At 73.1% G+C, this 21,829-nt stretch carries 19 protein-coding genes; 10 read left to right on the top strand and 9 right to left on the bottom strand.

Annotated features, from left to right (window positions below):
* The first annotated feature begins 32 nt into the window (after positions 1-32).
* Positions 33-710 carry a response regulator transcription factor gene (locus EV292_RS13005; protein WP_132909642.1) on the top strand — a complete coding sequence of 226 codons (678 nt, stop codon included), beginning with the start codon at positions 33-35 and terminating at the stop codon, positions 708-710.
* Positions 707-2,080 carry an ATP-binding protein gene (locus EV292_RS13000; RefSeq protein WP_132909641.1) on the top strand — a complete coding sequence of 458 codons (1,374 nt, stop codon included), beginning with the start codon at positions 707-709 and terminating at the stop codon, positions 2,078-2,080. The genes EV292_RS13005 and EV292_RS13000 overlap by 4 nt, the downstream gene beginning before the upstream one ends.
* A gap of 26 nt (positions 2,081-2,106) precedes the next feature.
* On the opposite strand, the gene EV292_RS12995 is transcribed toward EV292_RS13000, so the two are convergent.
* Together EV292_RS12995 and EV292_RS12990 are read right to left on the bottom strand one after the other, a co-directional pair.
* Positions 2,107-2,547: a DoxX family protein gene (locus EV292_RS12995; protein WP_132909640.1), complete on the bottom strand. Its 441-nt coding sequence runs from the start codon at positions 2,545-2,547 to the stop codon at positions 2,107-2,109.
* Between the two features lie 11 nt (positions 2,548-2,558).
* A complete protein-coding gene (locus EV292_RS12990; RefSeq protein ID WP_132909639.1) occupies positions 2,559-3,293 on the bottom strand; it encodes an SDR family oxidoreductase in 735 nt (244 codons plus the stop codon).
* 96 nt (positions 3,294-3,389) lie between these two features.
* On the opposite strand from EV292_RS12990, the gene EV292_RS12985 reads away from it, so the two are divergent.
* From EV292_RS12985 to EV292_RS12975, 3 genes are all read left to right on the top strand, one after another.
* On the top strand, positions 3,390-4,283 hold the full coding sequence (locus EV292_RS12985) for a LysR family transcriptional regulator (RefSeq protein ID WP_132909638.1): 894 nt from the start codon (positions 3,390-3,392) through the stop codon (positions 4,281-4,283).
* A 74-nt stretch (positions 4,284-4,357) separates the two neighbouring features.
* Positions 4,358-6,484, top strand: coding sequence for a TonB-dependent receptor (locus tag EV292_RS12980; protein WP_132909637.1), 2,127 nt, complete (start codon positions 4,358-4,360; stop codon positions 6,482-6,484).
* Positions 6,484-7,578, top strand: coding sequence for a PepSY-associated TM helix domain-containing protein (locus EV292_RS12975; protein WP_132909636.1), 1,095 nt, complete (start codon positions 6,484-6,486; stop codon positions 7,576-7,578). Before EV292_RS12980 ends, EV292_RS12975 begins: the two co-directional genes overlap by 1 nt.
* A gap of 15 nt (positions 7,579-7,593) precedes the next feature.
* Here the strand turns inward: EV292_RS12975 and EV292_RS12970 are convergent, their stop codons facing one another.
* Positions 7,594-8,430 (bottom strand): helix-turn-helix transcriptional regulator, encoded by an 837-nt coding sequence (locus EV292_RS12970; protein WP_132909635.1) that lies wholly within the window; start codon positions 8,428-8,430, stop codon positions 7,594-7,596.
* A gap of 97 nt (positions 8,431-8,527) precedes the next feature.
* Here EV292_RS12970 and EV292_RS12965 point away from each other — a divergent pair, with 97 nt between their 5' ends.
* The gene (locus EV292_RS12965; protein WP_132909634.1) at positions 8,528-9,427 is read left to right on the top strand and encodes an SDR family oxidoreductase; all 900 of its coding nucleotides are present in this window, start codon (positions 8,528-8,530) and stop codon (positions 9,425-9,427) included.
* On the opposite strand, the gene EV292_RS12960 is transcribed toward EV292_RS12965, so the two are convergent.
* Positions 9,406-10,758, bottom strand: a complete 1,353-nt coding sequence (locus tag EV292_RS12960) for a serine hydrolase (RefSeq protein ID WP_279432426.1) — start codon at positions 10,756-10,758, stop codon at positions 9,406-9,408. The genes EV292_RS12965 and EV292_RS12960 overlap by 22 nt on opposite strands.
* Positions 10,759-10,912: 154 nt before the next feature.
* Between EV292_RS12960 and EV292_RS12955 the strand changes: the two genes are divergently transcribed.
* The gene (locus EV292_RS12955) at positions 10,913-12,820 is read left to right on the top strand and encodes a BCCT family transporter (protein WP_132909632.1); all 1,908 of its coding nucleotides are present in this window, start codon (positions 10,913-10,915) and stop codon (positions 12,818-12,820) included.
* A gap of 14 nt (positions 12,821-12,834) precedes the next feature.
* Here EV292_RS12955 and EV292_RS12950 read toward each other — a convergent pair whose 3' ends face one another.
* Together EV292_RS12950 and aguB are read right to left on the bottom strand one after the other, a co-directional pair.
* Positions 12,835-13,404: a YkgJ family cysteine cluster protein gene (locus EV292_RS12950; protein WP_132909631.1), complete on the bottom strand. Its 570-nt coding sequence runs from the start codon at positions 13,402-13,404 to the stop codon at positions 12,835-12,837.
* Positions 13,405-13,429: 25 nt separating this feature from the next.
* Positions 13,430-14,293 carry an N-carbamoylputrescine amidase gene (gene aguB / locus EV292_RS12945; RefSeq protein ID WP_132909630.1) on the bottom strand — a complete coding sequence of 288 codons (864 nt, stop codon included), beginning with the start codon at positions 14,291-14,293 and terminating at the stop codon, positions 13,430-13,432.
* Between the two features lie 393 nt (positions 14,294-14,686).
* Between aguB and EV292_RS12940 the strand changes: the two genes are divergently transcribed.
* Positions 14,687-15,664, top strand: coding sequence for a glucokinase (locus tag EV292_RS12940; protein ID WP_132909629.1), 978 nt, complete (start codon positions 14,687-14,689; stop codon positions 15,662-15,664).
* A gap of 21 nt (positions 15,665-15,685) precedes the next feature.
* On the opposite strand, the gene EV292_RS12935 is transcribed toward EV292_RS12940, so the two are convergent.
* Positions 15,686-19,099, bottom strand: coding sequence for an amidohydrolase family protein (locus EV292_RS12935; RefSeq protein WP_243693761.1), 3,414 nt, complete (start codon positions 19,097-19,099; stop codon positions 15,686-15,688).
* A gap of 158 nt (positions 19,100-19,257) precedes the next feature.
* On the opposite strand from EV292_RS12935, the gene EV292_RS12930 reads away from it, so the two are divergent.
* Complete coding sequence (locus tag EV292_RS12930) at positions 19,258-20,004, top strand: Crp/Fnr family transcriptional regulator (protein ID WP_132909628.1); 747 nt, start codon at positions 19,258-19,260, stop codon at positions 20,002-20,004.
* 40 nt (positions 20,005-20,044) lie between these two features.
* Here EV292_RS12930 and EV292_RS12925 read toward each other — a convergent pair whose 3' ends face one another.
* The gene (locus EV292_RS12925; protein WP_132909627.1) at positions 20,045-20,896 is read right to left on the bottom strand and encodes an MBL fold metallo-hydrolase; all 852 of its coding nucleotides are present in this window, start codon (positions 20,894-20,896) and stop codon (positions 20,045-20,047) included.
* Positions 20,896-21,084: a hypothetical protein gene (locus EV292_RS12920; protein ID WP_132909626.1), complete on the bottom strand. Its 189-nt coding sequence runs from the start codon at positions 21,082-21,084 to the stop codon at positions 20,896-20,898. Before EV292_RS12920 ends, EV292_RS12925 begins: the two co-directional genes overlap by 1 nt.
* 204 nt (positions 21,085-21,288) lie before the next feature.
* Between EV292_RS12920 and EV292_RS12915 the strand changes: the two genes are divergently transcribed.
* On the top strand, positions 21,289-21,825 hold the full coding sequence (locus EV292_RS12915; protein WP_132909625.1) for a glycosyl hydrolase 108 family protein: 537 nt from the start codon (positions 21,289-21,291) through the stop codon (positions 21,823-21,825).
* Positions 21,826-21,829 lie beyond the last annotated feature (4 nt).

Raw genomic sequence — 21,829 nt, 5'->3', positions numbered from 1 at the left:
AGCCTTACGGCGCGGCGGGGGGAGCGCGGCGCGTGCGGCTGCTGATCGTCGAGGACCATGACGAGCTGGTCGGCATGCTGCGCCGGCTGCTCGCCGCGGCGGGGTTCGCCAGCGACCATGCCGGCACCGCCGAGGACGCGCTTTTGATGCTCGAGGTCGGCAGCTATGCCGCGGTGGTGCTCGACGTCGGCCTGCCCGACGGCGACGGGCGCGACGTCGCGCGGCGGCTGCGCGCGCGCGGCGACGCCACGCCGGTGATCCTGCTCACCGCGCGCGGCAGCGTCGACGATCGCGTCGCCGGGCTGGCCGCGGGCGGCGACGATTATCTGGTCAAGCCGTTCGCGCCCGAGGAACTGGTCGCGCGCGTCCAGGCGCTGCTCCGTCGCAGCGGGCTGATCGCCGACCGCGCGATCGCCTGCGGCAACACCAGCTTCGACCCCGCCACGCGCGAGGTGCGCGTCGGCGGCGTGCCCGCGGTGCTCCACGCGCGCGAGCTGGCGCTGTTCGAGCTGCTGATTCAGCGGCGCGAGCGCGTCGTCGCCAAGGCGCAGATCGAGGCGCAGCTGTTCGGCATGGAGGAGCTGCTCGGCTCCAACGCGGTGGAGGTCGGCGTCCACCGGCTGCGCCGCCGCCTCGCCGAGGCGGGGGCGACCGCGCAGATCGTCACGGTGCGCGGCGTCGGCTATATGCTCGCCGAGGCGGGCGCGTGATCCGCGCGCCGCGCTCGCTGCTCGCGCGCATCCTGTGGTGGCATGGCGTCGCGGTGCTGCTCACCGCGCTGGCGGTGTCGGCGGGCGTGTATCTGTTCCTCAACGCCACCGCGGACCGGTTCGAGCATCAGACGCTCCGCTCGGAGGCGCTGGCGGTGCGCGCCAATCTGGTCGCGCGCGCGGACGGTACGCTGATGCTGGCGGGACGCGGAACGGGCGCGGGCGATCGCGCGCGGCTGGAGGCGGCGGGGCTGGGCTATGCGGTGGTGGACGCGCGCGGCCGCGTGCGGCTCGACGCGATGCCCGCGGCGATGCTGCGCGCCATCCGGCTGCCGCGCGGCGACGCCGAGACGTATCGGACGCGCCGCTCGCGCCGCGCTTTCTACGCCGCGCTCAGCGTGCCGGTGACGCTGGCGGGGCAGCGCTACTGGATCGTGGTGGTGCAGAATCTCGACCACCCCGCCAATATCGTCGACGACGTGGTGCGCCAGTTCCTCGCGCATGCCGCGCTGGTGGTGCTGCCGCTGCTGCTGCTGCTGCTCGGGGTCGACGCGCTGATCGTGCGCCGCGCGCTGCGCCCGGTGCGGCGCGCCTCCGCGCTGGTGCGGACGATCGGGCCGTCGCGCCCCGACGTGCGCGTCGCGGCGGCCGACCTGCCCGCCGAGGTGCGCCCGCTCGCCAGCGCGGTCAACGACGCGCTCGACCGGCTGACCGAGAGCCTGCGCACCCAGCGCGACTTCACCGCCGACGCCGCGCACGAGCTGCGCACCCCGATCACGCTGGCGCGCGTCCGCGCCGAGCAGGTCGGCGACCCCGCGCTGGCGGCCGCGCTCAAGCGCGATCTCGACGGGCTCGGGCAGATCGTCGCGCAGCTGCTCGAGATCGCGGAGCTCGACTCGCTCGACCTCGCGCCGCGCGCGCCGGTGGACCTGGCCGCGCTGGCGGAGCAGACCGTCGCGGCGATCGCGCCGCTCGCCTATCGCCGCGGCCAGACGATCGCGCTCGACCGGCCCGCGCCGCCGGTGTGGGTGGAGGGGCATGCCGCCTTTCTCGCGCGCGCGCTGGGGGCGCTGGTGGAGAATGCGGTGACGCATACGCCCGCCGGGACGCAGGTGGCGGTGGCGGTGGCGGCGAGCGGGCGCGTCACGGTCGCGGACGATGGCCCCGGCATCGCGCCGCACCAGCAGGAGGCGGTGTTCCGCCGTTTCTGGCGGCACGATCGCGGCGCGGCGGGCAGCGCGGGGCTGGGGCTCGCGATCGTCGACCGCGTCGCGCAGATCCACGGCGGCCGCGTGGAGCTGACCTCCGAGCCGGGCCGCACCGTCTTCACGCTGTGGCCGGGGGCGTCGCGCGACGGGCGCGGGCGGTAGCGTCAGATCCGCCGCCGCGATGTGCCTCACGCCATCACGCGCTCGCGCCACATCGCCGCCACCAGCCGGTCGAGCGACAGCGGTCCGCCGCCGCGCGCGGCGAGCGCCACCGCCACCAGCCCGAGCACGATCGGATATTCGATCCCGCGGTCGATCCAGGGATAGGTCGGCCCCAGCGCGAGCGCGATCGCGACCATCTGCACCGCCACCAGCGCGGCGAGCGGGCGCGTCGCCAGCCCGAGCGCGAGCATCACCCCGCCCACGCCCTCCAGCAGCGCCACCAGCAGCCCGAGCAGCGGCGCGAACGGCAGCCCCAGCACCGCGTCGATCAGCCGCACCGAGGCCGCCATCGGGTCGGCCATCGACCCGTGCGGCCGCCCCAGCAGCTTGGGCCAGCCATGCGTCGCCAGCGTCAGCCCGGTGCCGACGCGGAGCAGCGTGTCGCTCGCGGTGACGATCCAGCGCATCGCGCCGCTCCTCAGACCATGCCGCCGTTGGCGCGAACGACCTGGCCGTTGATCCACTGCGCGTCCGCCCCCGCCAGCAGCGCGACGACGCGCGCGATGTCGTCTGGTTCGCCGATCCGCCCCACCGGGTTCATCCGCGCGATCGCGGCGACCTGCTCCTCGCTCTTGTCGTCGAGGAACAAGGCGGTGGCGACCGGGCCGGGGGCGACCGCGTTGACCGTGATCCCGCGCGCGCCCACTTCCTTGGCGAGGACGCGGGTGAGCGTCTCCACCGCCGCCTTGGTCGCGGCATAGACGCCGTAGCCGGGCTGGTTCAGGCCGACCACGCTGGACGAGAAATTGATGATCCGCCCGCCGTCGCGCAGCCGCCGCGCCGCGGCGCGCATCGCGCGGAAGCTGCCGCCGAGGTTGAGCGCGACGTGCCGCTCATAGACGTCGTCGTCCATCTCGGCGATCGGGGCGAGCGTCATCACGCCCGCGTTGTTGACGAGGATGTCGATCGCGCCGAGCGCCGCCTCGGCCGCGTCGAACAGCCGCGCGGCGCCGTCGCGGGCGGACAGGTCCGCCGCGATCGCGACCGCGCGCCCGCCCGCGGCGGTGATGTCGGCGACCACCGCCTCGGCCTCGTCGCGGCCGTGCGCGTAATTGACGATCACCGCGATCCCGTCGGCGGCGAGGCGGCGGCCGATCGCCGCGCCGATGCCGCGCGATCCGCCGGTGACGATGGCCGTGCGCGTCTGGGTCATGATGCTTCTCCTTCGCATCCCGATCTAGCGACGCGGCGCGCGCGGATCATCGCCGCGCGATTGACAAGACCGTTCGGCCCAGCCGAACAATCGCGGATGGATCATCTCCAGTCGCTCCGCCTCTTCGTGCGCGTGGTCGAGCGCGGCAGCTTCACCGCCGCGGCGGGCGATCTCGACATCCCGCGCTCCACCGCGACCGAGGCGATCCGCGCGCTGGAGGCGCGGCTCGGCGCGCGGCTGCTCCAGCGCACCACGCGCCACGTCGCGCCGACGATCGACGGCCAGGCCTATTATGAGCGTTGTACCGCGATCCTCGCCGAACTCGACGATGCCGAGGCGGTGCTGCGCGACGGCGAGCCGCACGGCCAGTTGCGGATCGACGCGCCGGGGCTGCTGACGCGCACCTTCATCCTGCCGGGTCTGCCGGATTTCCTCGCGCTCTATCCGCGGCTGCACCTGCACATCGGGCAGGGCGACCGGCTGGTCGATCTGGTGCGCGAGGGGGTGGATTGCGCGATCCGCGTCGGCGAGCCGGCCGACAGCGGGCTGATCCTGCGCCGCCTCGGGACGATCCGCGAGGTCACCGTCGCCAGCCCCGCCTATCTGGCGCGCCACGGCGTGCCCGCGACGATCGCGGCACTGTCGGGGCATGTGATGGTGGGTTTCCTCTCCTCGCTCACCGGCGGCGTGCTGCCGCTCGAGTTCACCGAGGAGGGGGCGGTGCGCGAGGTGACGCTGCCGATGCGGGTCAGCGCCAACCATTCGGACACCACCGCGGATCTGGTGCGCCGCGGCTTCGGGCTGGCGCAGGCGCCGCGCTACCGCTTCGCCGAGGAGCTCGCCGCGGGGACGCTGGTGGAGGTGCTGCCCGCGCATCCGCCGACGCCCACGCCCTTGTGCGCGCTCTACCCGCACAATCGCGCACTGTCGCCGCGGCTGCGCGTGTTCCTCGATTTCCTGGTGCGCATCTTCGCCGACGCGTCGCTGTGACCACGCCAGATGCGACCGACTTGCATTAGCTTGAGCGTCTCTCTATCGGCTCTCGCCGGCGACAAGGGGGCGAGATGCGGAACACGGCGGGATGGATGGCGGCGGGGATGCTGGGCGCTGGGCTGGGCGCGTCCGGCGCGAGCGCGCAGGTGGCACCGGCGGACGCGCGCGACGATGTGGTGGTCACCGCGGCGCGCACCAACCTGCCCGCCAGCGCGCTGCCGCTCACCGTCGACGTGATCGACCGCGAGACGCTGTCGCGCCAGGTCACCGTGTCGGGCTCGACGGTGGAAGCGGTGTCGGCGCTGCTCCCCGCTTTCTCGCCGACGCGCGAGAAGATCACCGGCGTCGGCGAGACGCTGCGCGGCCGCTCGCCGCTTTATGCGATCAACGGCATCCCGCAGACCACGCCGATCCGCGACGGCGCGCGCGATGGCTATACGATCGATCCCTTCTTCATCGACCGGATCGAGGTGATCTACGGCTCCAACGCGCTCCAGGGGATCGGCGCCACCGGGGGCGTGGTCAACCAGGTGACGGTGCGCCCGCCGCAGCGCGACGGGTGGAGCGGGCGCACGCTGTTGCAGGGCAACACCGGCGACGACCTGTCGGGCGACGCGCTCGGCGGCAAGATCGGCGCGCTGGTCAATTACCGCAGCGGCCGGTTCGACGCGACCGCGGGGGCGGCGTTCGAGCGGCGCGGCGTGTTCCTCGACGGACGCGGCCGGCGCATCGGCTATGACGGCAACCAGAGCGAGATCCAGGACACCGACACCCTGTCCTTCTTCGCGCGCGCCGGCGTGGCGCTGTCGGACAGCGCGCGCGTCGAGGTGGTCGCCAGCCGCTTCCGGCTCGAGGGCAACAACCATTATGTCCCGGTGGAGGGCAGCCGCGCGCTCGGCATCCCCGCCACGACGCGGCGCGGCCAGACCCCGGGCCAGCCCTCGACCGGGCTGGCGCAGATGGTCTCGGCGTCGCTCACCGACGGCGATTGGGCGGGGGGCGTCTTCACGCTCCAGGGCTTCTACAACCGCACCAGCGATACGTTCGCGGGGGGCGTGCTCGCCACCTTCCAGGACGCCGCGATCGCGCCGGTGGGCACGCTGTTCGAACAGTCGCGCAACGTCTCGCGCAAGCTCGGCGGCAAGGTCAGCTACGAGCGCGCGGTGCCGGGATTCGAGGCGCTGACGCTCACCGCCGGATTCGACGCCCTGGTCGACCGGACCGCGCAGACCTTGGTGCAGACCCGCCGCACCTGGGTGCCGCGCACCGACTTCCGCAGCCTCGCGCCGTTCGCGCAGGGCAATCTGAAGCTGCTCGCGGGGCTGGTGCGGCTGGCGGGCGGGGTGCGCTACGAGAATGTGCGGCTCGACGTGCCCGATTACACCACGCTGGCGAGCGCGGGGTCGCGCCGCGTCACCGGGGGCACGCCCGCGTTCGAGCGCGCGCTGTGGAACGGCGGCGCGGTGATCGAGCCGATGCGCGGCATCCGCGCCTATGGCAGCTATGCCGAGGGCTATACGATCGCGGACATCGGCCGCGTGCTGCGCGGGGTGAGCCAGCCCAACGTGCGGATCGACGACTTCCTCGATCTCACCCCCGTGATCTCGAACAATCGCGAGATCGGGGTGGAGGTCAATCGCGGGCCGCTCACCGCGAGCACGGCCTATTACTGGTCGTCGAGCGACGCGGGGCAGGTGCTGGTCCGCAACGACGACGGCATCTTCAACGTGGTGCGCCAGCCGATCGATATCGCGGGGCTGGAGATCAACCTCGACACGCTCACCCCGCTGCCGGGGCTCAAGCTCGGCGTGGGGTACAGCCATGTCACCGGGCGGACCGACACCGATGCCGACGGCCGGCTCGACGCCGATCTCGACGGCGCCAACATCTCGCCCGACCGGCTCAACCTCAACGCCGACTTCCGCGCGGGGCGGTTCAGCGCGCGCGTGCAGGGGCGCTATTATCTGTCGCGGCGCTTCCAGGGCCAGCCCGCCGCCAATGATTTCGGCGGCTATCGCCTGTTCGACGCTTATGTCGCCTATGACGCGCCGATCGGGCGGCTGATGCTGAGCGTGCAGAATCTCGGCAACACCGACTACGTCACATATTACAGCGACACGCAGGGGCCGACCGACAATGCGCGCTTCTACACCGGGCGCGGGCGCAACGCGACGCTGAGCTGGCAGGCGAGCTTCTGATGCGCTGGCTCGCGCTGCTCCACCGCTGGGTCGGCGCGCTGGTGGGCGCGCTGCTCGCGCTGCTGGGGAGCACCGGCGCGTTGCTGGTGTGGCGCGACTCGCTCACCTGGGTGCCGCACGCCGGAGACGCGCCGCTGCGCGACCCCGCGCTGGTGGCGCGGCTGCTCGCGGCGGCCGCGCGCAGCACGCGGCCGGTCGACCGGATCACGCTCGCGGGGGACGGGCTGGGCGTCCACCAACTGGTCTATGCCGATGGCGGCGGCGCCTATGTCAGCCAAACCGGCGCGGTCGTGGCGCGCTGGGACGGCGCGTGGCAGCGCCCCGAGCTGTTCGTGTTCGACCTGCACCATCGCCTGTTGCTCGGCGAGGCAGGCGAGATCGCCAACGGCGTCGCCGCGCTGGTCGGGCTGTTCTTCGTGGTCAGCGGCGTGCTGCTGTGGTGGCGCTCGCGCGCGCGCTTCCGGCCGCGGCTCTGGCCGGCGCGGATGAGTGCGGGGGCGATCGTCCACCACCATCGCGATCTCGGCGTGCTGACCGCGCCGCTGCTCGCGCTGTCGCTGCTCACCGGCGCGGCGATGGCGCTGCCCGCGGTGGAGCGGACCCTCCTCGCCCCGTTCGGCACGCCCGAGCGCCCGCGCCCGCCGCACGTCCCGGCGGCGGTGCCGGGGGCCGCCGCGCAGGATTATGGCGCGCTGCTGGCGCAGGCGGCGGCGCGCTTCCCGGGTGCGGCGCTGCGCCGCGTGCAATGGCCGCGCCGCGCGGGCGCGCCGCTGGTGCTGCGGCTGCGCCAGCCCGGCGAATGGACTCCCAACGGGCGGACCTTCCTGTACGCCGATCCCGCGACGCGACGGATCGTTGGCGCGCAGGACCCGCTGCGCGGCGGTGGCTATGGCCGCGCGCGCGAGAAACTCTATCCGCTCCACGCCGCCAAGGTCGGCGGCTGGGCATGGAAGCTGGCGATCACCGCGAGCGGGATCGCGCTGGCGCTGCTCGGCAGCCTCGCGGTCTATGGCTTCTGGTCGACCCGCGCCAAGGCCGCGGCGGTGCGGCGGCGCCGTCGCCCCGTCGCGCGCGCGCTCGCGCCGGGGGCGTAGCGCGCCGCGCCGGGTTCAGCCGGGACGGCGCGCGATCAGCGCGCGCAGCCGCTCGGCGTCCGCGGCGGTGGCGGGATTGTAGACGATCATCCCCAGCTCGGGGCGTCCCTCCACCGCGAAGGAGGAGAATTCCATCTCCAGCAGCCCCGCCTCGGGGTGACGCAGCCGCTTCACCCCGTCGGCGTGCGCGATCACGTCATTGTCGCGCCACAGCGCCGCGAACTCGGGGCTGACCCGCGTCATCTCCTCCACCAGCGCGGCGGCGGCGGCGCTGCGGTTGGCGCCTGCGCGCGCCACGTCCGCGCGGAACGCGCCGACGACGAAGCGCGCGACGCTCTCCCAGTCTTCATTGTGCGCGCGTACCTGCGGGTCGCCGAACAGGAGGCGCAGCACGTTGCGCCGCGCGCGCGGCAGCTTGGCATAATCGGTCAGCAGCACCGTCGCGGCATGGTTCCAGCCGACCACGTCCCACATCGCGGTCTTGATGATCGCGGGGCTCCCCGCCATGCCGTCGAGCACGCGCTGGAGCCGCGGGGTGATGCCGTCGACCGGCTGGTAGCGCGTCTCGGGCGGGCGGCCGAGCCCGAGCATGTAGAGATGCTCGCGCTCGGGCTCGGTCAGCATCAGCCCCTTGGCGAGCCGGTCGAGCACGTCGGCGGACGGCGCCCCGCCGCGGCCCTGTTCGAGCCACGTATACCAGGTCGCGCTGATATTGGCGCGGCGCGCCACCTCCTCGCGCCGCAGCCCGGGAGTGCGTCGGCGCCCCCCGGCGATCCCGAAGGCGGCGGGGTCGAGCCGGGTGCGGCGATCGCGCAGATAGGTGCCGAGCGGGTTGGCGGGGTCACTCGCCATGGTCGATCCTGTGGTGCGTTATACCATGATAAGGTCACTACTTTAACAGGGTCGACGCGAGCGCGACAGTCCCCGGCGACGACGAGGAGAGACTGTGATGCGCGTTTTCCTGACCGGTGCCACCGGCTTCATCGGCTCGCGGGTGCTGCCCGAGCTGCTCGCGGCGGGCCATCACGTGATCGGCACCGCGCGCTCCGACGCGGGGGCGGCGCGGGTCGCAGCGGCGGGGGCCGAGCCCTTTCGCGGCGACCTGGGCGATCCTGACGGGCTGGCGCGCGGCGCCGCCACCGCCGACGCGGTGATCCACACCGCCTTCGACCATGACTTCTCCCGCTTCGCCGCGGCCTGCGCGCAGGACGGGCGGGTGATCGCGGCGCTCGGCGACGCGCTCGCGGGGAGCGACCGGCCGTTGCTCATCACCTCGGGCGTGCCGCTCGGGCTGCCCGCGCCGGGCGCATATGCGCGCGAGGACGTGTTCGACCGCGACGATCCGATCCCGCGCGTCGCCAGCGAGCGCGCGGGCGAGGAGGCGCGCGAGCGCGGCGCCTCGGTCGCGGTGGTGCGGCTGCCGCAGGTCCATGATCCGGTGAAACAGGGGCTGATCTCGCCGATGATCGAGATCGCGCGCGAGAAGGGCGTCGCGCCCTATGTCGGCGATGGCGCCAATCGCTGGTGCGCCGCCGCGGTGGCCGATGTCGCGCGGCTCTACGTCCGCGCGCTGGAGCGCCACGAGTCGGGCGCGCGCTGGCACGCGGTGGCCGAGGAGGCGATCGCGATGCGCGACATCGTCGCGGCGATCGGCGCCGGGCTGGGCGTGCCGGTGGTGTCGATGACCGCCGATGCGGCCGCGGCGCATTTCGGCTGGATGGCGATGTTCGCGGGGCTCGACATGCCCGCGTCGAGCGCGGTGACGCGCGCGCGGCTCGACTGGGTGCCGACCGGGCCGACGCTGATCGAGGATCTCGCGCGGATGGACTATGCGACCGCCGCCGCCTGACCGCCCCCCGACGCGCGGTCGAGCGTGACGACATAGGGCGTGGTGGCGCGCGGGTCGCGGACCAGGACGCGTCCGCCGAGCCGCGCGCCCGCCGCGACCAGCCGGAGGTCGAGCCGCGTCCCCGCCGCCGCGCCGTCGAGCCCGCCAGGGCAGATGGCGGTGACGATCCCGTCGCGTATCGCCGCCTCGTCGCAGCGCCGCCACGCCGCATCGCCGAGGCGGCAGGCGGCGTGATCGGGCGCGAGCCGCAGCGCGAACGGGCGCGCGATCCCGGCATTGCCGAGCGTGCCGCGCCAGTCGCCGTGAATGGCCGCGGCGGGACGCGCCGCGCGCCGCGGCGGTGCCAGTTGCTCGCTCACCCCGCTCCAGCCGGGGACCAGCAGCGCGGCGATCCGGTCGCTCACCTCGGCGACGAAGGCGTCGTTGACGCGGTTGGTCAGCACCGCGATCGAGACGCCGCGGTCGGGCAGCAGCGTCAGCCGCGTCGCCGCGCCGGGATCGCCGCCGTTCTTGACCAGGACGCGCTCGCCGCCGACGCTGGTCCCCATCCAGCCGAAGCTGGTATAATCGCCCCCGGAGCGCAGCACCGGGGCGAGCAGCGCCGCGCGCGCGGCGGCGGGCAGCGCGGCGCGCGCATCCACCCCCATCACCTGCGCCGCGAACAGCGCGAGGTCGTGCGCGCTGGCGCATAGCTCGCCCGAGGCGGGGGTGGCGGTGGTGGCGAAGGCGAGCGGCGTGCCGTCGTCGGCGTAGCGCGTCGCGGCGCGGGTGCGCGCGGCGGGTTCGGCGAGGAAGACGGCGTCGCGCAGCCGCATCGGCGCGAGCACCAGCCGCCGCACCGCCTCCTCGTAGCGCCACCCGGTCACCCGCACGATCGCGGCGCCGAGCAGCGCGAAGCCGAGGTTGGAATATTCGTACAGCGTCCCCGGCGCGAAGGCGAGCCGGCCATAGTCGCGGATCAGCGCCGCGGTCTCGGGCGGCTGCCCCGGCCTCGCGGCGAAGCGGAAGAAGGACGGCAGCCCCGCGGCATGCGCGCCGAGCCGCCGCGCGGTCACCGCCTCCGCGTCATGGTCCGACCGCGGCAGCGCGAAGGGCAGGTAGCGCGCGATCGGCGCGTCGAGGTCGATCCGCCCCGCCGCGGCGAGCAGCGCCACCGCGGCGGTGGTCACCGGCTTGGTCACCGAGGCCAGCCCGAACGGCGTGTGCGCCGTGGACGGCCGCCCGCTCGCGACATCGGCGAGGCCATAGCCCGCCTGCCACAGGATCGTGCCGCCGCGCGCGACGCTCACCGCGGCGCCGGTGATCCGCCGCTGCGCGATCTCCGCCGCGATCCAGCGCTCGATCGCGCCGCGCCCGGCGAGCGCGTCGCGTCCATGCCGATCCCGTCGCCCGCGTCATCGCCCGTGCCTAGCCGATCCGCGCGCGCGCGGCCATCGCGGCGCGCGGGTCATGGGCATCGCGGCTGATCTCGGTTAGAACCGGTCCATGCCTGCTACCCGTATGAACCCCCGCGTCTTCTGGGGAGCCAGCGCGATCGTCGCGACCCTGCTCGGCGGCACGCTGCTGATGCCCGGCACCGCCGACAGCGCGTTCAAGGCGGCGCAGGACTGGACGATCGAGACCTTCGGCTGGTTCTACATCGCCTCGGTCGCCGCCTTCCTCGTGATCGTGCTCGCGCTCGGTTTTGGCCCCGCCGGCCGGCTCAAGCTGGGGCCGGAAGAGGCCGAACCCGATTTCCCCTATCTGTCGTGGCTGGCGATGCTGTTCGCCGCGGGGATGGGCATCGGGCTGATGTATTTCGCGGTCGCCGAGCCGATCCAGCATTATATCGCCCCGCCCGACGTCGCGCCCGGCACGATCCTGGCGGCGCGCGAGGCGATGGCGATCACCTTCCACCATTATGGCGTCCACGCCTGGGCGATCTACGCCCTGGTCGGGATGAGCCTGGCCTATTTCACCTATCGCAAGGGCCTGCCGCTGACGCTGCGATCGGGCCTGTCGCCGATCCTGGGCAAGCGCATCCACGGGCCGCTCGGCGACGCGATCGACGTCTTCGCGGTGTGCGGCACGGTGTTCGGCGTCGCCACCTCGCTCGGCTTCGGCGTGTCGCAGATCACCGCGGGGCTGAACTACGAATATGCGGTGCCCGACACCGATCCGGTCAGGATCGGGCTGATCGCGCTGGTGATGGGCGCGGCGACGCTGTCGGTGCTGAGCGGGGCGGATCGCGGTATCCGACGCCTGTCCGAGCTCAACCTGCTGCTCGCGGTGCTGCTGATGCTGTTCGTGCTGGCGGTGGGGCCCACGCTGTTCCTGCTGCGCGCGCTGGTGCAGAATTTCGGACTGTACCTCGACCATTTCGTCAAGCGCTCCTTCACGCTCTACGCCTATGAGCCGCGCGCGTGGATGGCGCATTGGACGCTGTTCTACTGGGCGTGGTGGATCGCCTGGTCGCCCTTCGTCGGCATGTTCATCGCGCGCATCTCGCGCGGGCGGACCATCCGCGAGTTCGTGATCGGGGTGCTGTTCGTCCCGACCGCCTTCACCTTCCTGTGGATGACCGTGTTCGGCAACACTGCGATCGCGCTCGATCTCGGCGTGGCGGGGGGCGGGATCGCGCGCGCGGTCGAGGCGAACCTGTCGACCGCGCTGTTCAAGTTCCTCGAATATCTTCCCGGCGCCGGCTTCACCGCGGGGCTGGCGATCGTGCTGGTCGCGGTCTTCTTCGTCACCTCGGCCGATTCGGGCGCGCTGGTGATCGACACGCTCGCCTCGGGGGGCGAGGAGGAGACGCCGCGCTGGCAGCGGATCTATTGGTGCATCCTGCTCGGAGTCACCGCGGCGCTGCTGCTGGTGGCGGGCGGGCTGGGCGCGCTCCAGGCGGCGACGCTGCTCGCGGCGCTGCCCTTCTGCTTCATCATGCTGCTGCTCGCGATCGGGCTGATCCGCCAGACCAACGCCGATCTCGCGGGGATCGCGCTCGACGCCGATGCGCCCGCGGTGGGGGAGCGGCTCAAGCGGCTGTTCGTCCCCGCCAGCCGCGCCGAGATCGCGCGCCAGCTCGACGACACCGCGCTGCCCGCGCTGCGATCGGTGTGCGAGACGATGGTGGCGGAAGGCTGGGGCGAGAGCCGCGTCGAGCAGGAGGGCGAGGGCGCGGCGCTGACGATCCGGCTCGGCGAGGGGCAGGTGATGGTCTATCGCGTCGCCGCGCGCTCGCGCCCGCTCGCCGCCTATACCGCGCTGGAGGCGTCGGAGGCGCGGCGCACGCTGACGTGGCGGCTGACCGCCACCACCGACGGCGTGGCGGGCGCGCGCGACCTCACCGGCTTCTCGCGCGACCAGATCGCGGGCGACATCCTCCACCAGCTCGAGCGCTGGCGCGCGCGCTGACGCGACGCCGCGGGTCAGCCCGCGGGCGCGTCGGGCGCGAAGCCGGCGTAATGGCGGCGCCACGCCGCCACCTCGTCGCGCAGCGCGGCGGGGGCGGGGGTGCCGTCGATGACGTGGCGCGCCACCGCGGCCTCGGGGTGCATCAGCATCTGGCGCGCACCGTCGCTGAACCACACCGGGATCAGCGAGTCGCACAGCGCGTCGAGCACGGTCGCCGCGGTGCCGTCGGCGATCGCGGTGCTGCCGTCGAGCTGGCGCACCATGATCGAGACGCCCTCCAGGCAGTTGCGCGGTTCGCGGACGTAATTGATCGAGACCAGCAGGCCCGAGCGATCGGGCCGCGCCGCCTCGGGCAGCTCGGCGAGACGGCGCCACGCGCAGAACCAGGCGCGGCAGATGCCGGGACGCTCGGCATGGATGCCGCAGCCGCCCGCGCCGAGATGGACGCAGGGGACGCCAGCGGGCTTGCGCAGGCCCGGCGCGTCGACCTTGAGCGTGGTGCAGCACACGGTGCAGTCGCCGCAGTCGCGGTCGCGCAACACCGGCCCCAGCAGCTCGGTCTCGAGATCCGTGCCGGTCGTCATCGCCGCGCGTCCGGCGCCCGGTGCCTCAGATGTCCTCGACCAGCCGCCCGTACAGATCGGGGCGGCGGTCGCGGAAGAAACCGAAGGCGGCGCGGTGGCGGCGGACGCGGTCGAGGTCGAGCGTCGCGACGATCACGCCTTCCTCCTCGCGGTCGAGCTCGGCGAGGATGTCGCCGCGCTCGTCGGTGATGAAGCTGGTGCCGTAGAAGGTCTGGTCATGTTCGGTGCCGACGCGGTTGGCCGCGATCACGGGCACCACGTTCGAGACCGCATGCCCCACCATCGCGCGGCGCCACAGCCGCGCGGTGTCGAGCGAGGTGTCGTGCGGCTCGCTGCCGATCGCGGTGGGGTAGAACAGCAGCTCCGCGCCCATCAGCATCATCGCGCGCGCGGTCTCGGGATACCATTGGTCCCAGCACACGCCGACGCCGAGCCGGGTGCGATGCCCCGCGCTGACCGGCCCGTCCCACACCTTGAAGCCGGTGTTGCCCGGGCGGAAATAGAATTTCTCCTCATAGCCGGGGCCGTCGGGGATATGGCTCTTGCGATACACGCCCTGGATCTCGCCGTCGGGGCCGATCATCGCCAGCGAGTTGTAATGGTGCGGCCCGTCGAGTTCGAAGAAGCTGGTGGGGATATGGACGCGCAGCGCCTCGGCGAGCGCCTGCATCGCCAGCACCGCCTTGTGCTCGCGCACCGGCGCGGCGTTGGCGAACAGCGATTCGTCCTCGACGCGGCAGAAATATTCGCCCTCGAACAGCTCGGGCGGCAGGATCACCTGCGCGCCGCGCGCGTGCGCCTCGCGCACCGCCTCGGAGACCTTGGCGATATTGGCGTCGATGTCGGCGGAGAAGGCCAGCTGCAGCGCGGCGACGGTGATCTCGGTCATGCGCGCGCACATAAGGCGCGCGGTCGCATCGCGCCAGAGCGGGCGGTGCGTCTGGGGGGCCGAGGAAGAGGAGTTCACGCGAGGACGCGAAGACGCGAAGATTTCGCACGCGGAGGCGCGGAGGCGCGGAGGCGCGGAGATGGAATGGGCTGCGCCGCAGGCAAGCGTTTCTCGCTCCGCGTCGGCATGCGGTGGAGTGCCGCTGGCGCGGCGGGGTGGACCGCTCCGCGCCTCCGCGCCTCCGCGTGAACAACCCTTCTTCGCGTCCTCGCGTCTTCGCGTGAACCAACCCTCCGGCCGCCCACGCCAGGACGCATCAAGGATAAGTCGTTGTTAAGAACGACGTGATAGCGTTATCACCTAGATCAGGACAATGAACAGGGGAGAGGCTCGTTGGAGCAAGCGGACGCCGCCACGGCGCTGGTCGGCCATGTCGGGCGCAAGCGCATCCGCTTCGCGCTCGCCGACGCCGACGGTCGGTTGCGGCGCGACACGCTGCGCACCTTCGCCGCGGACACCACCGTCAGCATCTCCGGCGCGATCATGGACTTCCTGCGCGACGCCCGGCTGCCCGCGCCGCCGGCGCGCTCAGCCTTCGCGGTGGCGGGGCTGCCGCGCGGCGAGACGGTCTCGATCACGCGTGGGCGCTGGTATCTGTCGCGCTCCGGGCTGCGCGGGATGCTGGGGCACGCGCCGCTGATCCTCAACGATTTCGAGGCCGAGGCCTGGGCGCTCCACGGCGCCGACGTGCGCGCGGACGAGAGTTTCGCGGGGGGCGCCGATTTCTCGCTGCGCCGCGCGGGCACCTATTGCGTGCTCGGGATGACCTCGGGGCTGGGCGTCTCGGTGCTGAGCCGCGACGAGGCGGGCGCGGTCCACGTGCTGGCGACCGAGGCGGGGCATGGCGGCTTCGTCGCCACCACCGACGAGCTGGCGCGGCTCGCCGCGGAGATGTTTCCGGGGCGCTATCCGGTCGTCGCGGAGGATCTGCTCTCCGCGCCCGGGCTGGTGATCGTGTACCAGGCGCTGGCGCGCCGCCGCGGGGTGCCGCCGCGCTGGACCAGCGCCGAGGAGATCACGCGCGCGATGGCGTCGGACCCGCTCGCGGGCGAGGCCTGCACCTGGCTGTGCCGCGCCTTCTGGTCCTATGCGGGCCAGCTCGCGATCATCTACGGCGCGTGGGACGGGGTGATCGTCACGGGCGGGGTCGCCGCCGCGCTGCGCCCGATCCTGCGGCTGGCGGAGATGGCGGGGCTGTTCGCGGGGCGCGGCAAATATGCGCGGCTGCTGGGGGGCGTGCCGCGCGTCTTCACCGCGCTCGACGACGGCGAGCTCTCGGGCGCGGCGGAGGCGCTGCGCCACCGCGGCTGAGCCGGGTGGCGCCGATCGCCCTCAGTCCACGTCGCCGAAGCCGTGTCCGATCGTCGCGCGGCCCGCGGCACCGCTCGCGTCGCCCGCGCGCTCCCACCAATAAGGCTGGCGCTGGCGCGTGCCGGTCGCCACCTCGTTGAGCGTGGCGGCGTCGTACAGCCGGCCGCCGAGCATCACCTGCGCCACCTTGTCGCTGTTGCGGATGTCCGCGGTCGGGTCGGCGTTGAGCACCACCAGGTCGGCGAGCTTGCCCGGCTCGAGCGAGCCGACATCCTTGGCGTAACCCAGCGAGGTCGCCGAGGCGATCGTGCCCGCGCGCAGCGCCTCGATCGGGGTCATGCCGCCGCGCACGAAGCTCCACAGCTCCCAATGCGCGCCCAGCCCCGGCTGCTGGCCGTGCGCGCCGATCGCGACGAGCACGCCCTTCTGCGCGAGTTTGCGAGCCTCGCGCGCGGTGACGCCGTCGACATAGTCGCTCTCGGGCGCGATCTCGCGGCGCGCGTTCTGCGCGGCGAGCAAGGCGGGCGGCGCGTGGCGCGACAACAACGGGTGCCGCCACACGTCCATGTGCGCGCGCCAGTACGGGTCGCCGGCCGGGCCGCCATAGGCCACCACCAGCGTCGGCGTGTACCCCACCTTGGTCTGCGACCAGAGCTGCACCACGTCGCCGTAGAAGGTCTCGAGCGGGACGTTGTGCTCCACCGTCGAGTTGCCGTCCTGCACCAGCGTCATGTCCAGCGTGAACAGCGAGCCGCCCTCGGGCACCACCTCCATGTTCTCGGCCTGGGCGGCGGCGACCACCATCTGGCGCTGCTCGCGGCGCGGCTGGTTGTAATTCTTGACGCTGTGCGCGCCCACCGCCTTGAGCCGACGCACCACCGCGAGCGCGTCGTCATAATCGTCGATCTGCGCGTAGACGTCCGCCGCCTTGGCGCCGTAGATCACCTCGCCGGTCGAGAAGGTGCGCGGTGCGAGTACCAGCCCGGCCTGCTGCATCTCGGCGGCCGGGAAGATCTCGGCCGAGCGCGACGAGGGATCGTGGATCGTCGTCGTGCCGAGCGCGAGATTGGCCATCGCCGACCAGTTCTGCTGCGGCACCAGCTCGTCGTCGCCCTGCGGGCCGTGCGCGTGCGCGTCGACCAGCCCGGGGATGATCGTCTTGCCGCTGACGTCGACCGTCTTGGCCCCCGCGGGGATCTGGACCGACGCGCGCGGGCCGACCGCGACGATGCGGTCGCCGCGGATCAGCACGGTCGCGTCGTCGACGATGCCGCCGTCCGCCGCCGCCATGGTGACGACACGCGCGCCGGTGAGCGCCACAATGCCGGTCGGCTTGGCGGCGTCCACCTCCATCGACAGCGACACGCCCGTGCGCGGCGGGGTGAAGGACGCGCCCTTCGCCCCCTCCTCCGCCGGCGCGGCGCGGAACAGCTGCGCGGTTTGGGCGGTGTAGAGCACCGGCCCCGCGCTCCAGTGAATCTGCGCGCCGCCGTTGGACCAGTGGATGAAGTCGGCGCCGTCCGCGCTGACCCGCGTCGCCGGCAGCGCGCTGCCCTTCATGTCGACGTCGACCGCCTGCTTGCCCGGCAGCAGCGGCATCACGAACGCCTCGTAGTTCTGGCGGAAGGCGACGTAATCGCCCACCGGCGAGACCTGATAGTCGTTGACCAGCTCGCCCGCGGCATGGACTCGCTTGTTCTCGCCGGTGAGATCGGTGCTGACGAGCTGGCGCTTGCCGCCGTCGTTGGCGATCATGAAGACGCGGTCGCCGCTCGCACCGAATTGCGGCGCGGCGGCGTCGCGCGCGACCCGCTCGGGCGCGCCGCCGCTCGCCGCGACGCGGTACACGCCGCTGCCGGGATTGCCGCGCGGCGAGGTGAGCTCGCCGCCCTGGCCCTGCTCGAACACGATCGTCTTGCCGTCGGGCGAGAAGCGCGGGCGGCGATAGGTGCCCGCCGCGGTGGTAACGGTGCGCGCCGCGCCGCCGCCCGCGACAACGGTGCGGATCTGGCCGAGCGTGTCGTCGCGCCAGCCGACGAAGACGATCGTCTTGCCGTCGCGCGACCAGCTCGGGAACAGCTCGAAGCCGTCGTCGCCGCGCGTCAGCCGCCTGGCCGCGCCGCCCGCGACCGGCTTGACCCACAGCTTGCCGAGCGTCTCGAACACCACCTGGCGGCCGTCGGGCGAGACCTCGGCCCAGCGCGGCATCTTGGTGGCGAAGCGCGCCGGCGCGACCTCGACCTGCGGGTGGACCGACTCGACCACCACGCGCGTGTCGTCGACGCGGAACGGGATCACGCTCGCCGCGCCGCCGCCCGCCGGCACGCGGCGCAGCTTGCCGCCGGCCCAGAAGACGATCGCCTCGTCGCGCGGCGTCCACGCCATGTTGGGGTAGACGCCGGTGACCGCCCAGGTCTCCTGCACGTCGCGGTCGAGCGGGCCGTAGACCTTGCGCTCCTCGCCGCTGGCGAGGTCCTTGACCCACAGGCTGCTGACGTTGTCGTCGCGCCGCACGAAGGCGATGCGCTTGCCGTCGCGCGACGGCGTCGGCCGCACCGCGCCGCCCGCGCCGGAGACGACCGTCGTCACTTCGCCGCTGTCGAGGTCGTAGCGCTCGATGTCGAACAGGTCGGTGCGCGAGTTCTGCGCATACTCGAAGATCGGGCCGGGCGAGACGTTGCGCGTATAATAGACGCTCCTGCCGTCAGGCGCGTAGATCGGCTCGCCCAGTTCCTTCTGCAGCGCCTCGCTGGCGCGCTTGACGAGCTGCACCCCGCCGCCGCCCGAGACATGGTAGAGCCACACCTCGCCGGTGCCGAGCGAGCGGCCGGTGGTGAAATGCTTCTTGGCGACGATGAAGCGTCCGTCGGGGCTCCACGTCGGCTGGTTGAGCAGGCGAAAGTCCTCCTTGGTGACCTGGCGCTTGTCGCTGCCGTCGCGGTTCATCACCCAGATATTGTCGCCGCCGCCGCGGTCCGAGGTGAAGGCGATGCGGCGCCCGTCGGGCGAGAAGCGCGGCTGGTGCTCGAACGCGAGGCCCGCGGCGATGCGGGTCGGCGTGCCGCCGGCGATCGGCATGGTGTAGATGTCGCCGAGCAGGTCGAACGCGATCGTCTGACCGTCGGGCGAGACGTCGAGGTTCATCCAGCTGCCCTCGTCGGTGGCGATGCGCACCTCGCGCGTGCGCAGGCCGCGCGGTGCGTTGACGTCCCATTTGGCGGGCTTGGCCTTCTCGCCCGCGGGGGCGCCGGCGGTCGGCTGCGACCGGGGCTGGGGCGGCGGCAGCGGGCCGGCCTGATCGGGCAGCGGCGCGGTCGCCTGGTCCTCGGGCGCCTGGGTCTGCGCGACGGGGGTGTCGCGCGGCGGCGCGACCTGCGCGGCGAGCGGCGCGGCGGCGAGGACCACGGCGAGGGCGGTGAGAGCGCGAGACGACAAAATGGCGATTTCCCCTTTCGCCGCGGACGTTAGTGGGTGATGCCGCGACGGGAAAGCGATCCGCGCTGGTCCCGCAATTTTGCCGAAAAGTTAAACTGCGTCAGAGTCTTGCGGGCGCTGGCCGGGCTAGCGTGCGGGCTTCCTCGTGGGATTCGTCCGTGCTTCACACCCTGCCGCTTCACCGTTTCCATGAATCGATCGTCCTCCCGCCCGCCGACATCGAGCGAATCCAGACCATGGGCGAGGCGCCGACGCAGATCGCGCGTCATGCCGTGCTGCGCCGCGAGGGCGAGACGCCGCGCCACATCTATCTGCTGCTCGACGGCTGGGTCGCCTCCTCGGTGCTGCTGCCGGGCGGCGAGCGCCAGATCACCAAATTCCACCTCCCCGGCGACCTGCTCGGCACCCCCAGCATGTGCCTGGCGCGCGCCGCCGACACGCTGACCGCGCTGACCCCCGCGAGCGTCAGCCGCGTCCCGCTCGCGGCGTTCGGCGACCTGTTCATGCGCTCGTCGCATTTCGCCGCGGCGATGCTGCTGAGCGTCCAGCGCGAGCGCGTCGCGCTGATGGACCGGCTCGCGGCGGTGGGGCGGACCCCGGCGCTGGCGCGGGTGGCGGCGCTGCTGCTCGATCTCGCCGAGCGGCTCGGTGCGCTGGGCGGGGTCGAACTCTCGTCGTTCGAGCTGCCCGTGACGCAGGAGCAGATCGGCGACCACCTCGGACTGACCGCGGTTCACGTCAATCGCATCTTCCGCCAGCTGGTCGACGGCGGTCTGATCGCGCGCCACCGCCAGCGCGTCGAGCTGCTCGACTGCGCGCGGCTGAAGGCGATGTCGGCGCGGCAGGAGCGCGCGCCCGCCGCCGATGTGAGCTGGCTGATCGGCACCGTCGGGGCGCCCGCCTGACGCGGCGACGTCACCGACTGCCGCTCGGACCGCGCCCCCGCTAGAAGGCCGGCGCGACCTGTTCCGCCAGCAGCGCGAACTCCACCGCGTCGTGCGCGCAGAACAGCCGCAGCTCGCCCGCGTGATCGAGCGACAGCCGGCGCAGCCGCCGCTGGTTGTCGCGCCGCGCGCGGCGATCCACCTCCATCAGCCGCTGGTAGGCGCGCAGTCCCGGCGGGCAGTGATAGGCGTCCCCGCCCATCTCGCCGCGGTGGAAATAGGCGTCGCCCGCGTGGAACAGCCATTGGCCGTCGTCCTCGCGGATCGCCACGCCGGCATGGCCCCAGCTATGCCCCGCCAGCGGCACCAGCAGGATCTCGGGGGGCAGCCCCTCGAGCTGGCGCACCGCGTCGAAGCCGAACCAGCGCTCGCCGCCGCCCGCGGCATAGAGCCGCCAATTCTCCGCCTCGTCCCATTGCTGCGGGCGGTAGCGTCGCCGCCCGACGAAGGCGCCGCCCGCCCGCGCCTCCGCGACCTCGCGCTCGCGCGACAGCAGATGGACCGCGGCGTTGGGGAAGTCCTCGATCCCGCCGGCATGATCGAAATCAAGGTGCGTCAACAGGATGTGTCGCACGTCGGCGGGATCGAAGCCGCGCGCGATCAGCAGCGCGCGCGCGGTCTCCTCGGGGCGGAGCTGGGGGTTGCAGAGCGCGCGGAAGAAGCGCGCCAGCCGCCGCTCGGGCGCGGCGACGTCGCGCGTGCCATAGCCGGTGTCGACCAACACCAGCCCCGCCTCGCTCTCGATCAGCAGGCAATGGCACACCAGATGCGCGCGCGTGCCCGCGCTGCTGCCGTCGAACAGCGCGCCGCCGGCGGGGCAGCAGGTGCCGCAATTGAGATGATGGACCCGCATCACGCCACCTCGATCCCGGTCGCGCTCGGGTGCGCGACGGCGCGCGCGTGCGGCGCGAGGCGGCGGCGGGTGCGCGCGTCGATCGCTGGCCGCGCGATCCGCCAGGCGCGCGCGGTGAGAAACGCACCGCCGGCCAGCGCCAGCACGGCGGCGGCGCTCCAGCGCGTGGTGGTGAGGGGTGACGCCATCGTCTCGCTCGCTGCTGCGGAGGGGTGGGCGGTCAACGGCGGGGGGCGGGAGGCGTTGCGCCCGGCGCGCGTGAAGTGGCTGATTTGTGTTTAGACTCAGCGTGTTGAGCTGAATCTTCCGCGTGCCGGGGAGGATCGAGGAAGCGCTGTCCTACACGTCGTCGTTCCCGCTATGTTCCCTCCTCCACCAAGCCAGGAGGACCCATGATCGACGAGCTCATCGACGCGGTGATCGACCGCGAGGGCGGCTATGTCCGCCACCCCGCCGACCGCGGCGGCGCGACCCGCTTCGGCATCACCGAGGCGGTCGCGCGCGCCAACGGCTATGTCGGCGACATGCGCCAGTTCGCGCGCCCCGCCGCGGCGGCGATCTACCGCCGCGCCTACTGGCAGCGGCCCGGGCTCGACCGGGTCGCGACGCGCGCGCCCGATCTCGCCGCCGAGCTGTTCGACACCGGCGTCAACATGGGGCCGGCGACCGCGGTGACCTTCCTCCAGCGCGCGCTCAACGCGCTCAACCGCGGCGCCAGCGACTATCCCGACGTGCCGCTCGACGGGCGCGTCGGCCCGGCGACGCTCGCCGCGCTCGATCGCTTCCTCGCCACCCGCGGCGCGGCGGCGCAGGCGGTGCTGGTCAAGGCGATCGACTCGCTCCAGGGCGAGCGCTACCTGTCGCTCGCCGAGAAGCGCCCCGCCGACGAGGCGTTCCTGTACGGCTGGCTCGCCCAGCGCGTCGGCTGAGGGA

Origin of the sequence: Sphingomonas sp. BK235, assembly GCF_004345855.1 — a bacterium.
Classification (GTDB): domain Bacteria; phylum Pseudomonadota; class Alphaproteobacteria; order Sphingomonadales; family Sphingomonadaceae; genus Sphingomonas.
Note: the sequence above shows the minus strand (reverse complement) of the source record. Positions and strands in the feature narration are given on the sequence as shown.